General features: G+C 46.5%; 14 protein-coding genes. All 14 read left to right on the plus strand.

All coding sequences use genetic code 11. The features are described from left to right. Positions 1-86: 86 nt before the first annotated feature. A complete protein-coding gene (locus WH46_RS07905; RefSeq protein WP_017812173.1) occupies positions 87-1,451 on the plus strand; it encodes an ABC transporter substrate-binding protein in 1,365 nt (454 codons plus the stop codon). Positions 1,452-1,523: 72 nt separating this feature from the next. Continuing rightward, positions 1,524-2,471, plus strand: a complete 948-nt coding sequence (locus WH46_RS07910) for a carbohydrate ABC transporter permease (RefSeq protein WP_046226318.1) — start codon at positions 1,524-1,526, stop codon at positions 2,469-2,471. A gap of 1 nt (position 2,472) precedes the next feature. After that, entirely contained in the window at positions 2,473-3,309 is an 837-nt protein-coding gene (locus tag WH46_RS07915; RefSeq protein WP_046226319.1) for a carbohydrate ABC transporter permease, read from the plus strand. Between the two features lie 111 nt (positions 3,310-3,420). Next, complete coding sequence (locus WH46_RS07920) at positions 3,421-5,379, plus strand: glycoside hydrolase family 127 protein (RefSeq protein WP_046226320.1); 1,959 nt, start codon at positions 3,421-3,423, stop codon at positions 5,377-5,379. 247 nt (positions 5,380-5,626) lie between these two features. After that, positions 5,627-6,055 (plus strand): universal stress protein, encoded by a 429-nt coding sequence (locus WH46_RS07925; protein WP_017812177.1) that lies wholly within the window; start codon positions 5,627-5,629, stop codon positions 6,053-6,055. A 338-nt stretch (positions 6,056-6,393) separates the two neighbouring features. Then, entirely contained in the window at positions 6,394-6,645 is a 252-nt protein-coding gene (locus tag WH46_RS07930; RefSeq protein WP_017812178.1) for a YolD-like family protein, read from the plus strand. Positions 6,646-6,767: 122 nt separating this feature from the next. Then, the gene (locus WH46_RS07935) at positions 6,768-7,199 is read left to right on the plus strand and encodes a MarR family winged helix-turn-helix transcriptional regulator (RefSeq protein ID WP_046226321.1); all 432 of its coding nucleotides are present in this window, start codon (positions 6,768-6,770) and stop codon (positions 7,197-7,199) included. Between the two features lie 100 nt (positions 7,200-7,299). Beyond that, positions 7,300-8,391, plus strand: coding sequence for a YhgE/Pip domain-containing protein (locus WH46_RS07940; RefSeq protein WP_052714156.1), 1,092 nt, complete (start codon positions 7,300-7,302; stop codon positions 8,389-8,391). A gap of 21 nt (positions 8,392-8,412) precedes the next feature. Next, a complete protein-coding gene (locus tag WH46_RS07945) occupies positions 8,413-8,838 on the plus strand; it encodes a universal stress protein (protein ID WP_046226322.1) in 426 nt (141 codons plus the stop codon). A gap of 621 nt (positions 8,839-9,459) precedes the next feature. Beyond that, complete coding sequence (locus WH46_RS07950) at positions 9,460-10,569, plus strand: rhamnogalacturonan acetylesterase (protein ID WP_046227146.1); 1,110 nt, start codon at positions 9,460-9,462, stop codon at positions 10,567-10,569. Between the two features lie 316 nt (positions 10,570-10,885). Continuing rightward, positions 10,886-11,233, plus strand: a complete 348-nt coding sequence (locus WH46_RS07955) for a YojF family protein (protein ID WP_026136063.1) — start codon at positions 10,886-10,888, stop codon at positions 11,231-11,233. Between the two features lie 20 nt (positions 11,234-11,253). After that, entirely contained in the window at positions 11,254-11,937 is a 684-nt protein-coding gene (bshB2, locus tag WH46_RS07960; RefSeq protein ID WP_046226323.1) for a bacillithiol biosynthesis deacetylase BshB2, read from the plus strand. A 216-nt stretch (positions 11,938-12,153) separates the two neighbouring features. Beyond that, positions 12,154-13,047 carry an MBL fold metallo-hydrolase gene (locus WH46_RS07965; RefSeq protein WP_017812185.1) on the plus strand — a complete coding sequence of 298 codons (894 nt, stop codon included), beginning with the start codon at positions 12,154-12,156 and terminating at the stop codon, positions 13,045-13,047. Positions 13,048-13,331: 284 nt separating this feature from the next. Beyond that, a complete protein-coding gene (locus tag WH46_RS07970; protein WP_046226324.1) occupies positions 13,332-13,643 on the plus strand; it encodes an L-rhamnose mutarotase in 312 nt (103 codons plus the stop codon). Positions 13,644-13,686 lie beyond the last annotated feature (43 nt).

The raw sequence follows: 13,686 nt of genomic DNA on the forward strand, positions 1-13,686 counted from the left end.
CGCTTGCTAATATGAGTTTATCCAATGCTGCAGCATCGATATATTATACCGGGAAATGAGGATTTTTCGGTCTGGGAGGTATTTGCATGAGAGTCAAATTACTATTATGGACATTATGTTCGGCACTGCTGATCGGTCTACTGGCTGGCTGCAGTTCTGACAATAGCGGTTCGGCACAGACCGTTGATGGCAAGCAAAAGGTAACACTTACTTATGCTTCATGGGGCAGTACTAATGAGAAAAAGGTACAAGAACAGATTGCTCGTCAATTTACCGAAAAATATCCATGGATCGAAGTCAAATACATGCATATTCCGGGTGACTACGTTACCAAGTTGACGACGATGTTTGCAGCCAATCAGGCACCGGATGTATTTCCAATTTACAAGGCGCAGGGGCTACAGTGGGCCGAACAGGGCAAACTGTATAACCTGAATGAATTTTTGAAAGAAGACAAGGAACTTACACCGGATACGCTGATTCCCAATGCTATTCTCTACTGGGACAAAGATAAAGTAGCCGGTATCAAAGTGACCGAGGAAGCGTTTGGTCTTTATTACAATGCGGATATGTTCAAGGAAGCCGGTCTGCCACTGCCGCCGACCCAGGCAGAGCAGGCATGGACATGGGATCAATTCCTGGATACCGCCAAAAAGCTGACGATCGACAATAATGGCAATAATGCTACCAGTCCCGCTTTTGATCCATCCAATGTCAAGCAGTACGGTGTACGTTTTGATACATGGATGTGGCATCTGATGGTGCCATCCAATGGCACAAGTGTTATTTCCGAGAAAAAGGACAAGCTGAATCTGGAAGATCCGCAGATGATTGAGGCAGTACAGAAAATGGCTGATCTGATCACAGTGCATCATGTAGCACCATCACCAACCCAGTCCAAAAACATCCCTGCACCGGCTGTTGCCCTGCAAAGTCGCAAAGTTGCAATGGATCTGGATGGACAATGGGTACAGCTGGATCTTGGACAATCGGGTATGAATTACGGAGTTGGCGTACTGCCCAAACTCAAGGAAAGCAAAACAACTTTGTTCGGCGAACCGGAAGTAATCTCTGCGACAACCAAGCATCCCAAAGAAGCATGGATGTTCTATAAATTCCTGCTGGATGCCAAAAGTGGTCTGGATATGCATGCCAGCGGTCTATGGATGCCGGTTAGCAAAGAATGGTACACCGACCCGGCGCTGATTCAGCAGTGGGCGACCGTCAAACCGGGACATCCGGAAGGCTATACCGATGCCATCATGAAGCAGACCCTGAATAATGGTGTGAACTCTTACGAATATTATCTAAAAAATTCAGAGAAAATCAGTGCCATTATCAATCCTGCTCTCGATCAGGTATGGCTCGGCAAGAAAACGGTACAGCAGGCATTCAGTGAAATCTCTGCCAAAGCCAACGCGGAATTTAAAGGAACCTATCCGGAGGAATAAGGGAGTCTCTATATTCTCCCTGTATTCCAGACATGTTCATTATTAAATTCCGTGAAAGCAGAGGTGGGACATATGCAATCCATGACAGAAACGGCCCAGCGCCGTCAAACGATATCCAAAAGCTCCCTGTCTTCAATCCGGCGGCGGGAAAACTGGTTGGGCTGGCTGTTCGCAGCTCCGGCGATCCTGGGCTTTATCATTTTCGTGTTCGGTCCGATGATTGCCAGTCTGTGGCTGAGTATGACTGATTATAAGGTCGCTTCTACACCGCATTTTGTTGGGCTGGAAAATTATCGTAATCTGTTCAACGGTACAGATGCCTTTTTCTACAAATCATTGGGAGTCACTTTGTATTATGTGATCCTGAGTGTGCCGCTTCAGATTATTGTAGCTTTTTTCCTGGCGATTCTGCTGAATCAGAAGGTGAAAGGACTGACCTTTTTCCGGACAGCCTTTTATCTGCCGACGATCGTGCCGTTGATTGCGTCCTCGATGGTCTGGCTCTGGCTGTTCGATCCGGATATGGGGCTGCTGAATATCATTATGCGAGCGCTTCATCTGCCGGAGAGTCAATGGATCTATAGCGAGACTACTGTTGTACCTACGCTGGTGCTGATGAGCCTGTGGACGGTGGGCGGAACGATGGTCATTTTCCTGGCTGGACTCAAGGACATCCCGGATCATTACTATGAAGCGATAGAGATCGACGGCGGGAATGCCCTGCATAAGCTGTTATATATCACGATTCCGCTGACATCGCCGACTATTTTCTTTAATACAATTATGGGCTTTATCGGTGGGTTCCAGGTATTCGTCCAGCCTTATGTAATGACACAGGGCGGACCGAACAATGGCAGTCTGTTCTATATCTTTTACCTGTTCCGGGAAGCGTTCACGTTCTCCAATATGGGCTATGCCTGTGCGATTGCCTGGGTGCTGTTTATTGTCATTATGCTCTTTACCTTCCTGCTATTCCGTACATCCCAGAAATGGGTCTATTACGAAGGGGAGGGACGCTGATATGACCACATCCGCTTTTCGCTGGCAGCGTGTGCTGCTGTATGCTGTGCTGATTATTGGCTCACTGTTGTGTTTGTTTCCTTTTTACTGGCTCGTACGAAGCTCCATGATGGACTTGGCACAGATTTTTGAAATGCCGCCCAAATGGATTCCCGAGCCCTTCGTCTGGCGCAACTTTATCGAACCGTTCGAGCAGCTTCCTTTTGGACGTTACTTTTTGAATACGCTGATTATCGTAGTGGGTACGCTGATCGGTACGCTGCTATCAAGCACGATTGCTGCCTATAGCTTTTCCCGGATGAAATGGGTCGGTCGGGACAAAGTATTTGCCATCCTGTTGACCAGCATGATGCTGCCATTTGCCGTCACCCTGATTCCGACGTTTATCGGCTGGCAGTCGCTTGGTCTGATCAATTCGTATGCACCGTTGATTGTACCGGCTTTTTTCGGCGGGGGTGTATTTAATATTTTCCTGCTGCGTCAGTTCTATATGACATTGCCACGAGAACTGGATGAAGCGGTATTTGTTGATGGAGGTAATCACTTTACCATTTTCACCCGGATTATTCTGCCATTATCCCGTTCGGCGGTACTGGTGATCGGTTTGTTTACTTTCCTCAATACATGGAATGACTTTATGGGACCGCTCGTATATCTGAATGATGAGAGCAAGTTCACACTGGCCATTGGCCTCCAGCAGTTCCAGGGCATGTACACTGCTCAGTGGGGCGTACTGATGGCTGCTTCCCTGATTATCGTTCTGCCTGCCATTCTGCTGTTCGTGATCTTCCAGCGCTATCTGATTGAAGGGATCGCTCTCACAGGAATTAAGGGATAGGATACAGGCATGAGGGATGTCAGGATCAAAACACGGAGATAGCAAGTCCGGCTGCAAGCTGCCTTATCCCCGATTCCACCCAATTTAACCAATAGATAAAGGAGTTTACACATGGAGAAATCAAAAGAACTGCTGCAAACTGTTAGTCCCAAGGAAGTTCATATTCAGGATGAATTCTGGTCGAGCTATAACAAGCTCGTACGCGAAGTTGTTATTCCCTATCAGTATGATGCACTGCATGATCGTATTGCCGATGCCGAGCCCAGTCACGCGATCAAGAACTTTGAGATTGCTGCCGGTCGGACAGAAGGGGAGTTCCATGGATTCGTATTCCAGGATACCGATGTAGCCAAATGGATTGAGGCTGTCGGCTATTCCCTGATGACCCATCCGGATCCGGAACTTGAACGCATTACCGATGAAGTTATCCAGCTGGTATCCGAAGCACAGGGCGAAGATGGTTATTTAAATACGTACTTTACCATCAAGGAGCCGGACAAACGCTGGACCAATCTGGCAGACTGTCACGAGCTATACACCGCAGGCCATATGATTGAAGCCGGTGTAGCCTATTATCAGGCAACAGGCAAGCGCCAGCTGCTCGATGTGGTATGCCGCCTGGCTGATTACATAGATACGGTATTCGGCCCTGAAGAAGGCAAACTGCACGGTTATGACGGTCATCAGGAGATTGAATTGGCACTGGTGAAGCTGTACCGATTAACCGGAGAAGAGAAGTATCTGCGTCTAAGCCAGTTTTTCATTGATGAGCGTGGCAAGCAACCGAACTTCCTGGAGCAGGAGTGGGAGAATCGGGACCGGATCAATTTCTTTGTCGGCAAAACAGACCGTATTGATCTGGCTTACAGTCAGGCTCATGTACCGGTTCGTGAACAGAAAGTCGCTGTCGGTCATGCCGTGCGTGCAGTCTATATGTATACGGCGATGGCCGATCTGGCCGGACAGACAGGAGACGAGAGTCTCTATGAAGCCTGCAAAACGCTGTGGAATAATATCGTACACAAGCAAATGTATATTACCGGAGGTATTGGATCAACTCATCATGGTGAAGCTTTTACCATTGATTATGATCTGCCGAATGATACCGTCTATTCGGAGACTTGTGCTGCGGTAGGTATGGTCTTCTTCGCCCACCGGATGCTGCAAATTCAGCCAAAAGGGGAGTATGCGGATGTGCTGGAACGTGCATTGTACAATACTGTCACCGGCGGTATGTCCCAGGATGGCAAGCATTACTTCTACGTGAATCCGCTGGAAGTATGGCCAGCTGCCTGTCATCATAATCCCGACAAACACCATGTGAAGCCGGTACGCCAGAAATGGTTTGGCTGCTCATGCTGCCCTCCGAATGTGGCTCGCCTGATCACGTCACTTGGTCAGTACATTTACAGCAGCGATGAGGATACGATCTATACCCATCTGTATGTTGGGACATCGGCGGAACTGCCGGTTGGCGGTCGACATGTTCGGATTCAGCAGGAGACAGGCTATCCATGGAACGGGGCATCCCGCTTTACCTTTACTATGGAACAACCTCAGTCGTTCACACTCGCTCTGCGTCTGCCTGGCTGGTGCAAGCAGGCAGCACTGACGATCAATGGAGAGACAGTACAGTATGCTTCCCTGCTGCGTGATGGTTATGTCTATATCCAGCGTGAATGGTCTGCTGACGATGTAGTAGAGTGGAGTATGGAAATGGATGTACAAATCATCCGCGCCAATCCGAAACTGCGCGCTACCTCAGGCAAAATAGCGCTGCAACGCGGTCCGCTCGTCTATTGTCTGGAGCAAGCGGATAACGGTGAATTGATCGCAGCTCTGCAGATCGAGACCGATCAACCGATGACTGCGCGATTTGACGAAACACTGCTCGGCGGCTGTACCATCATCGAAGGTAGTGCTATTCGCGAACAGGAACAAAATTGGGGCGAATCCCTCTATCAGGATCACGCTCCCGAGCAAACCCGTCAATCTTTCACCGCTATTCCTTACTTCATGTGGGGCAATCGTGGCGAAGGTGATATGACTGTCTGGGTGCGTAAAGCATAGTATTGCCATCATCATAAAGCTTGATTACCAAGCAATATAAACGTTATTCCCTAAGGTTCTATCTCACCCCTGCCTCCCAAGCAGGGGTTTTTGTTTGGAAAGACGAAAATGGTGAGATCTTTTATAAATGAAAACGCTTGCAATTGGAATAAAATGGGTTTATATTGGAATCAGGTATGGTCTCCATACTGCTGATTCAATAGCTAACTGCCGGATAAGGAAGCCCATATCAAAGGAGGAGTTCACCATGGCGATCTCGCATGTTCTTGTCCCTTATGATGGTTCCATGCATTCCCAGAAAGCATTGGAACGTGGAGCAGCGCTTGCCCAGAGCCTGCAAGCCGAACTGGAAATTCTGTATGTGGATTCAGCGACTGTAGATGAGCTGCGTCAACCTCTCATTATGACCTCCAGTGAACTGGAGATTTATTTTGACCATAAAGAAGACGAGATCCGGCGTAATCTGCGTGAGATGATCTCCAAAATTCCTGATGCCCGGACTGTAATTCTGTATGGCAGTGCAGCCAAGGGAATTGTGGAATATGCACAGCAGTCACAACCTGATCTGATCGTCATGGGCAGCCGAGGTCTCAGTACCATGAGTGAGATGGTATTAGGCAGTGTAAGCCGTTATGTTACACAGCGAGCCCAGGCTCCGGTAATGATCGTCAAATAAACAGATCTCTGCTGCTAAAATGAATGTCCGGTCTGTACACTAATAATGTATTGGTAAAGCTCTGCTAAGCCAATAATCTACCAGTACCAAGTAAGATAACTGGTAATTTAATGGAATACCTATATATGTACCGACCGTCTGTCTCGTGGACGGTCTTTTGCTGTATTTATAGGGAAGCATAAGATAAAGGAAGGCTTCCATACAGGATATAGAACAATACAGCAATGTAGATATATTCACAAAAGGAACGTTTGTTCTTATTTTTTTGTCAAAAGTATTGTGTATACGAACATATAAGGTTAAAATAGATATAGCATATTGATTAGGGAGGTATTTCGTTGGCTAAAGCGAAAGTGGCCAAGCGTCCAACACGCGATGAATTTGTTCTGGAAGAAATGGGTAACCAACTCACTGAAGCGTACCGGGAAAAGTCAGAGATCGTTCTAACCGTATGGGGTTGGGAAGACACAGTGCGCGGTCAGATTGTAAATATGGACTCACGTACAGGCAAGGTGCATGTACAGCAGGTCGAAGATTTATACAAGATTCCTTTTATGGATATTATGCAGGTGAACTATCCGAGGGATTAATAAGACGTATATAATATTTTTTATGCGTTTTTCAAAATAAGCTTTGACTTTGAAAAATAAGAAGTAATATACTAGCATAGTCGATTATCGGCTATGCTAGTATTTATTTTAGGAGGATAAATATGCCTTTTGATCAGGAACAGAGTCCTCTGGGACTGTTATTATCCCGAACTTATCTCTTATATCGAAAAAAAGCAGCCCAGCGCCTGCAAACTTATGATATTACTCCTGAACAATTTGGTATATTGCACCAATTGAGCAGACATGGCGGCGTATCTCAGAAAGAACTGGCTCGGGTTCATGAGCGCGATCAGACGAGTATCGGCAAGACCCTGGAACGTCTCGAGAACAAGCAGCTTGTACAGCGGCAGGTCGATCCCAATGATCGTCGTGCAGTTAATGTACATCTAACGACCAAAGGCATGGAACTACTGGAGCAGGTTACTCCGGCTATGCGTGGAATCGAGATGGAGATTAATGAGATGCTGACAGATGAAGGCAGTGACCAATTTATTGAATCCATTAATAAAATATACAAAAATCTATCCGGCTGAATATATAAGCCGGTGATTTTTTGGATAAATACATGCACAACCATTTATCGGCTATGCATTTATTGATATTTAAATTAAGAAGCAGGAGAGGAAGTACAGAATGAACGCTTTAAACACATGCAAGGAATTTCTGAAAATTGTACAAACCAAGATTGGATTGGTATTCGCTATCTTCGTCCCATTGATATTTATACTGATCTGGATGACCGGATATAACGGTGCGACTGAACGAATTGATCAGCTCAAAGTAGGGATTGTTAATGAAGATCAGGCAGCTGGTCAGCCTATTGCAGATGCTATCGGCAAGCAGGCGCCTTACACAATTGTCCCTTACACATCGTTGTCTGAAGCGCAGCAGCAGATGGATAGCGGCGCGCTGATGATGGTCATTGCCATTCCCAAGAACTTCACGGAACAAGCTGCTGTAAAAGGCGACGCCAAGCTCGTGTATTACATTAATCAAGGAAATTCGGACATTGCCAAATCGATTATGGAGAGCTCGACAGCACAGATTTCTGCTTCTGTCGGCAAACAGGTTTTTGCCGATGTAGAGCAGCAGGCAGTTACTACCGAAGTAGTCAAAACGCATGATATTAGCAATTTTGCTATCTCTATGCTGCCGATGATCCTTGGATTTATTACCTATATTGGGGTAATGACAATGAATATCCAGTTAAATCTGTCTTCCATGATGCTTAAGCGCAGTCACAGCAAATGGGATATATTCTGGGGAAGACAGCTACTGCTGCTTGGGGTATCCATTATCGGATCGCTTATTGTTACCGGCGTAGCCATGGTGTTTGCAGATACTGCGGCTTCATTCTGGCAGATGTGGGGATTCCATATTCTTGTCTATATCGCTTGTATTGCCGTTACGCAAATGGGATTCGCCCTCTTTGGCAATGCGGCTCCGCTATTTAATGTGGCGCTAATTCCATTCCAGCTGATGACTGCAGGCAATATTATTCCATCTGCGATGTTGACCCCCTTTTACCGTCATATTGGCAGCTTCCTGCCTGCACCCAATGGTATTCAGGGATATCTGCGCCTGATTTACAGTGGTGCGCCAGTTACTACTTTTGTTATCCACCTGCTGTTGATTGCGATTATTACATGGGGGATTACCGTACTGCGTACAGCATTGATTCGTCCGGCATCCAGCCCGCTGAACCAGCCAGCAGCCAGTCATTAATCCAGAGAGGAGCACTAGAACATGTACACTAATATTCTTGTCCCTTATGATGGCTCCATGCATGCTCAGCGTGCATTGGAACATGCGACTGCTTTTGCTGCAGCGCAGGAGTCCAATATTGAAATCATTTATGTCGATCCTACTGCGTCCGAGCTGCTGGAACAGCCTTTAATGATTCCGACACATGAGCTGGAAGCTTATTTTGAGGAAGAAGAAGAGCAGGTGAGGCAGCAGCTGCGTACCCTGACTGCTTCGATGCCGGATGCCAGTATTCAGATTCTGCAGGGTCATGCCGGTCAGGAAATTGTCAAATATGCGGCCGCACATCAGGTCGAACTCATCATCATTGGTCATCGCGGCTTGGGAACTTTCTCAGAGTTAATGCTGGGAAGCGTCAGTCACTATGTCAGTCAGCATGCCCAGTGTCCGGTACTGATTGTAAAGTAAGCAGCTTAATATCTATAACAACAGAGTACGTAAAAGTATAAGCAAAGCAAGCTGTATAAGATCATATACAGAATGTACGGTTTATCTAAAAGGAATAGTATCTCTAATCAAAACCGGATGTGCCCTTGAAGGCATTTCCGGTTTTTTTGTATGATAATGATTCTGTAATTGCTTCCATATTGCCCTGCTCCCGGATCGGATCTTTATTTACCCTCTGTCTCGACCTGCATCTCCCATCTTTATCTTGTCTTCTTACCTACGCTGCCGATTCAGGCTTCTTACCAGAGCTATTGTATCCAGTATCCATATCCATATCCATAATATTATATATAGTAGTTCGCCATTTTTATAACCTATTTACTTACATATTAGAGGAAGTTTACCAAAAAGGAACGAATCTTATAACGGTACCTTCGAATACGCTTATAATAAAAGGAGGAAATTATGAAAAAAGCCACTCATCCAAGCATCGCCCCAGCTGTATCCGTTCTCTCTGCATCATCCTCACAAGGAATACAGTCAGTTTCTGTTAACCCTGTGAATGTATTTCCTCCAAAAAAGAAATCCGTGAACGCATCCGGACTACTGCGCAAGATAAGTACACTGGCTCTTGCAGGTTGTATGTTCGCGAGTCTGCTGCCTACACTGTCTGCAGCAGATGCTGCCGTCACCAATTACAAATTTGATTTTGGCGGAGGTGCAGTAGAGGCAGGTTATACAGGCGTACGGGCTGAAGATGGATACAACGCCAGCAAAGGTTATGGATTTAATACACCTGCGAATATGCGAAATATATCTGCAGCCGGTAAGGGAGCGGGAAGTGATGCTGTTCAATTTGTAGAGTTTGGTACCAAAAGCAGCAATACTTTTAATGTGGATTTGCCGAATGGATTGTACAAAGTCAAAGCTATGCTCGGTAATACCGGACGTTCCAGCATAGCAGCCGAAGGTGTATATCAGGTGATTAATATGACTGGTAACAATGTCACCGACGAATTCGAGATTCCGATTACGGATGGACAACTGAATCTGCTCGTTACCGAAGGCAAAGTAGGCGGTACATTTACCCTCAGTGTACTGGAGATCACCCAGATATCTACTAATCCGGTCACTCGTCCAACAATCTATGTTGGTGGAGATTCGACAGTATCCAATTATTATCCGCTCGCTACAAGCATTCAGGCGGGATGGGGGCAAATGCTGCAGCAGTATATCAATCCATCAGATTATATAGTACGTAATATGGCCTCTGGTGGACAGATTGCCAGAGGATTCCGTAACGATGGGCAGCTGGAAGCTATTCTTCGTTACATTAAGCCAGGGGATTACTTTATCCTCCAGCTGGGCATCAACGATACCAACCCGAAAAATAACGAAACTGAAGCGGAATTCAAAGAAATTATGCGCAATATGGTCCAGCTTGTCAAATCCAAAGGTGCTACGGTCATTCTGTCTACACCACAGGGGCGCGCTACCGATTTCAACAGTGCAGGTGTTCATAATGCGGAGGGACGCTGGTATCGCCAAGCGACTATAGCTCTGGCTGCTGAAGAAGGCGTGAGGTTGATTGATCTGAATGTGATCAGTTCGGCTTATTTTACCTCAATCGGACCGGCAGCCACACTGGCACTCTATATGGATGGAGATACGCTGCATCCCAATCATGCTGGAGCGCTTGAGCTGGCTCGGCTGCTCACAGAAGAGATGAAGAAACAGGGATTGTATCATTAAATAAGGGAAATAGAGAAGCAGATAAAAGTAAAGGATTGTCCAAATCACAGCCTGAGGATCTGCGCGATATGCGGATTCTCGGGCTTTTTGGCGTAGGATATCTGGATCAATAAAAGGCTGCAATCGAAGAATCTTATACATACTAAAAATAATATAGTATACTATAATAAGTACTAGGTGATCGACATAACATTCGTCTTTGCTAACAGCGAAGCGTTTATTATGTAGAGTGCAGCAGGCATTCCTTTTCATGGAAAGGTCTGTTACGATAGATTCACCGAACAGAGTAAGAAGATGGAGGAATCGTACAATGGCCATGCAGCTTATTGATCCAGCTATTATCCAGCAGCGAATCCATGATCTCCAAGATCAGGATTTGTACATTCATTTGGAGATGACAACAGGCGCTTATGCTTCCCATCTGGACAGCACCAAGCATCCTGCCGCAACTTTTATCAGCAATGCGCTGATCCGCTATACGACCGGTTCCATTTCGGAGAAAGCCCCTCATTTCCGTGTGGGTCTCAAAACCGAGCACGGCTGGGTTTATTCCGAGGGACTGACCCACTATGAAGAGAGTGATTCGGAGCGGCTGATCCTGGCGGGACATGATACCCAGGGCAAGCTGGTCGTCGCTCTGCAACTGAGCAAGGAACCTTTTTAATGAACGAGGAGATGAAACCAATGATGATGACTATTCCTGCCAATTCACGCGTTCTCGTCGTCCTGCCTCATCCGGATGATGAGTGCTATAGCCTGTCGGGTACGCTCGCCAAACATATCGCTGGCGGCGGTCAGGTCACTTATGCCTGCCTGACACTGGGCGAAATGGGACGCAATATGGGGACGCCTCCTTTTACCAATCGTGTAGATCTGCCTCGTATTCGTGAAGGTGAACTGAAAAAGTCTGTCGATGCTATCGGTATACAAGATCTGCGCATGATGGGCTTCCATGACAAAACGATTGAATTTGAAGACAGAAAAGTACTGGATGGTGCCATCCTTGATCTGCTGACCGAGCTTAAGCCTTCAGCAGTTTTCACCTTCTATCCGGGTTACAGTGTCCATCCGGACCATGATGCGACGGGTGCAGCTGTAGTACGTGCTATGGGACGTCTGCCGGAATCGGAACGTCCGCCGCTTTATACGATGGCGTTCTCTCGTAACTGTACGGACGAGATCGGCTTTCCGGATACCGAGAATGATGTAGGTGATTTCCTGCAGAACAAGCTGGATTCGATCCATGCTCACCGTTCCCAGTTCCCTTCACCGGGTGAACTCGGCAAAAGCAAAAAGTTGGATCGTGAACTGCGCGAGCGCTTCAGTCGTGAGCGGTTCTGGACCATCCGCGAATTCCCGAATGCCTGATCATATGGACAAGTCTAAGTAACAGCCTCAGCAGCCTGTATAATCTGGTTATGGGTCTGTTAATAGCCTTTTATTCTATGCGATAATGTACAACTATATAGCCGGATGCCCTGCAATACAGCGGCATCCGGTTTTTTGTCGACTGAGTTACTTAATTCTCTTCTATATTGGGTAAGAGTAAGGTATGAACGATTACCATACGAGGAGGAGATTAAGATGGCAGAGAATCCAATGAAACATCTGAAGATTCCGATGACTACAGTAGGAAGCGGAGATGAGGTAGAACTGCGTCCCGATGTCTACGGTCTGACTTTGCAATTTGTAAATGTTGCGTTTATCGGAATTCCGGGCAGTCTGCGGGAATGGGTATTAGTAGATACAGGACTTCCGCAATCGGCAGACAAAATTGTCAAAGTAGCTAATGAGCGATTCGGTACGGGTGCAAGACCGACAGCGATTATTTTGACACATGGTCATTTTGATCATGCAGGTTCGGCAGTGGAACTGGCCCAGAAATGGGATGTGCCTGTCTATGCGCACCCTATGGAAATGCCTTTCCTGACCGGACAGTCCAAATATCCAAGTTATGATCCGGGCGTAGAGGGTGGACTGAATTCCCGCTTGTCTGCCGTGTTCCCGAATCAGCCGGTTGATTTGCAGCCTTATATTCATAATCTCCCAGCCGATCACAGTGTACCAGGCTTGTCACAGTGGCGCTGGATTCATACGCCTGGACATGCACCGGGTCACGTGTCACTGTTCCGAGAAGAGGATGGTACATTGATCGCAGGGGATGCGTTTATTACTGTAGACCAGGATAAGCTATGGGATAGCATGATCCAGAAGCGTGAACTGTGCGGACCACCAAGATACGCGACGACAGATTGGACGGCTGCCCGTGAGTCGGTCGAACGACTGGCCTCCCTGCGTCCACAGCATGTGCTGACTGGTCATGGCCAGCCGATGATGGGACCGGATCTGACGGAAGGCTTGCCGCGTCTGGCAGCTCATTTTGATGAGTGGGCGAAGCCATCGCACGGTAAATATGTAGATCATCCTACCAATGAAGCACCTGGATTGGGTGATGATCGTGATATGTCGGATGTATAATAGCTTTGCAGTATTATCACATCGTATATAAAACAATTAAGAGCAAAGAGTAAAGAGCAACGTGAGCAATAGGATAAAGGGATACTTCATAATCCAATAATCAAAAAAAGGCTGCCATTTGGCGGCCTTTTATTTTGTGGCAATACGATGTTATTATAACGGTTTTGATTTTGCAGTAGATAACGCTTACAATTTAAGAAGGACAGCCACATAGGGTGGATCATCAAGTCCTATGATCGAGTCTGCCAACTATACATAATTCATAATCAGAGGAGTGTATGATCATGCAAAGAGTATCGTTTGTACTGAATATCCGGCCGGAAGATCATGAAGAGTATATCCGTCGTCATGAAGCCGTGTACCCCGAACTGCTGCAGGCTTTTGGAGAAGTAGGGATTCGGACATACAGCATTTTCCTGCATGGAGGGACATTGTTTGCCTATATGGAAGTGGAAGATTATGAGCAAGCGCAGGCGCAACTGGCAAATCATGAAGCCAATCAGCGCTGGCAGACGTATATGTCCGATTTGCTGATTGTAAATGCAGAAGGAAGCACATCACAAGTAATTCCGGAAGTGTTCCATTATCATTCGTAAAATGTACACAACATAGGAGCAACTTCGTATTTTAAAAAGTTGT

It is taken from the genome of Paenibacillus dauci, from assembly GCF_000971985.1.
Classification (GTDB): domain Bacteria; phylum Bacillota; class Bacilli; order Paenibacillales; family Paenibacillaceae; genus Saccharibacillus; species Saccharibacillus dauci.

Excerpts from the sequence above, each read along its gene's own strand:
- WH46_RS07920 (WP_046226320.1), top strand. The coding sequence starts at position 3,421 with ATGGAGAAATCAAAAGAACTGCTGCAAACTGTTAGTCCCAAGGAAGTT.
- WH46_RS07950 (WP_046227146.1), top strand. The coding sequence starts at position 9,460 with ATGTTCGCGAGTCTGCTGCCTACACTGTCTGCAGCAGATGCTGCCGTC.
- WH46_RS07970 (WP_046226324.1), top strand. The coding sequence starts at position 13,332 with ATGCAAAGAGTATCGTTTGTACTGAATATCCGGCCGGAAGATCATGAA.
- WH46_RS07935 (WP_046226321.1), top strand. The coding sequence starts at position 6,768 with ATGCCTTTTGATCAGGAACAGAGTCCTCTGGGACTGTTATTATCCCGA.
- WH46_RS07925 (WP_017812177.1), top strand. The coding sequence starts at position 5,627 with ATGGCGATCTCGCATGTTCTTGTCCCTTATGATGGTTCCATGCATTCC.
- WH46_RS07965 (WP_017812185.1), top strand. The coding sequence starts at position 12,154 with ATGGCAGAGAATCCAATGAAACATCTGAAGATTCCGATGACTACAGTA.
- WH46_RS07945 (WP_046226322.1), top strand. The coding sequence starts at position 8,413 with ATGTACACTAATATTCTTGTCCCTTATGATGGCTCCATGCATGCTCAG.
- WH46_RS07915 (WP_046226319.1), top strand. The coding sequence starts at position 2,473 with ATGACCACATCCGCTTTTCGCTGGCAGCGTGTGCTGCTGTATGCTGTG.
- WH46_RS07905 (WP_017812173.1), top strand. The coding sequence starts at position 87 with ATGAGAGTCAAATTACTATTATGGACATTATGTTCGGCACTGCTGATC.
- WH46_RS07910 (WP_046226318.1), top strand. The coding sequence starts at position 1,524 with ATGCAATCCATGACAGAAACGGCCCAGCGCCGTCAAACGATATCCAAA.
- bshB2 (WP_046226323.1), top strand. The coding sequence starts at position 11,254 with ATGATGATGACTATTCCTGCCAATTCACGCGTTCTCGTCGTCCTGCCT.
- WH46_RS07940 (WP_052714156.1), top strand. The coding sequence starts at position 7,300 with ATGAACGCTTTAAACACATGCAAGGAATTTCTGAAAATTGTACAAACC.
- WH46_RS07955 (WP_026136063.1), top strand. The coding sequence starts at position 10,886 with ATGCAGCTTATTGATCCAGCTATTATCCAGCAGCGAATCCATGATCTC.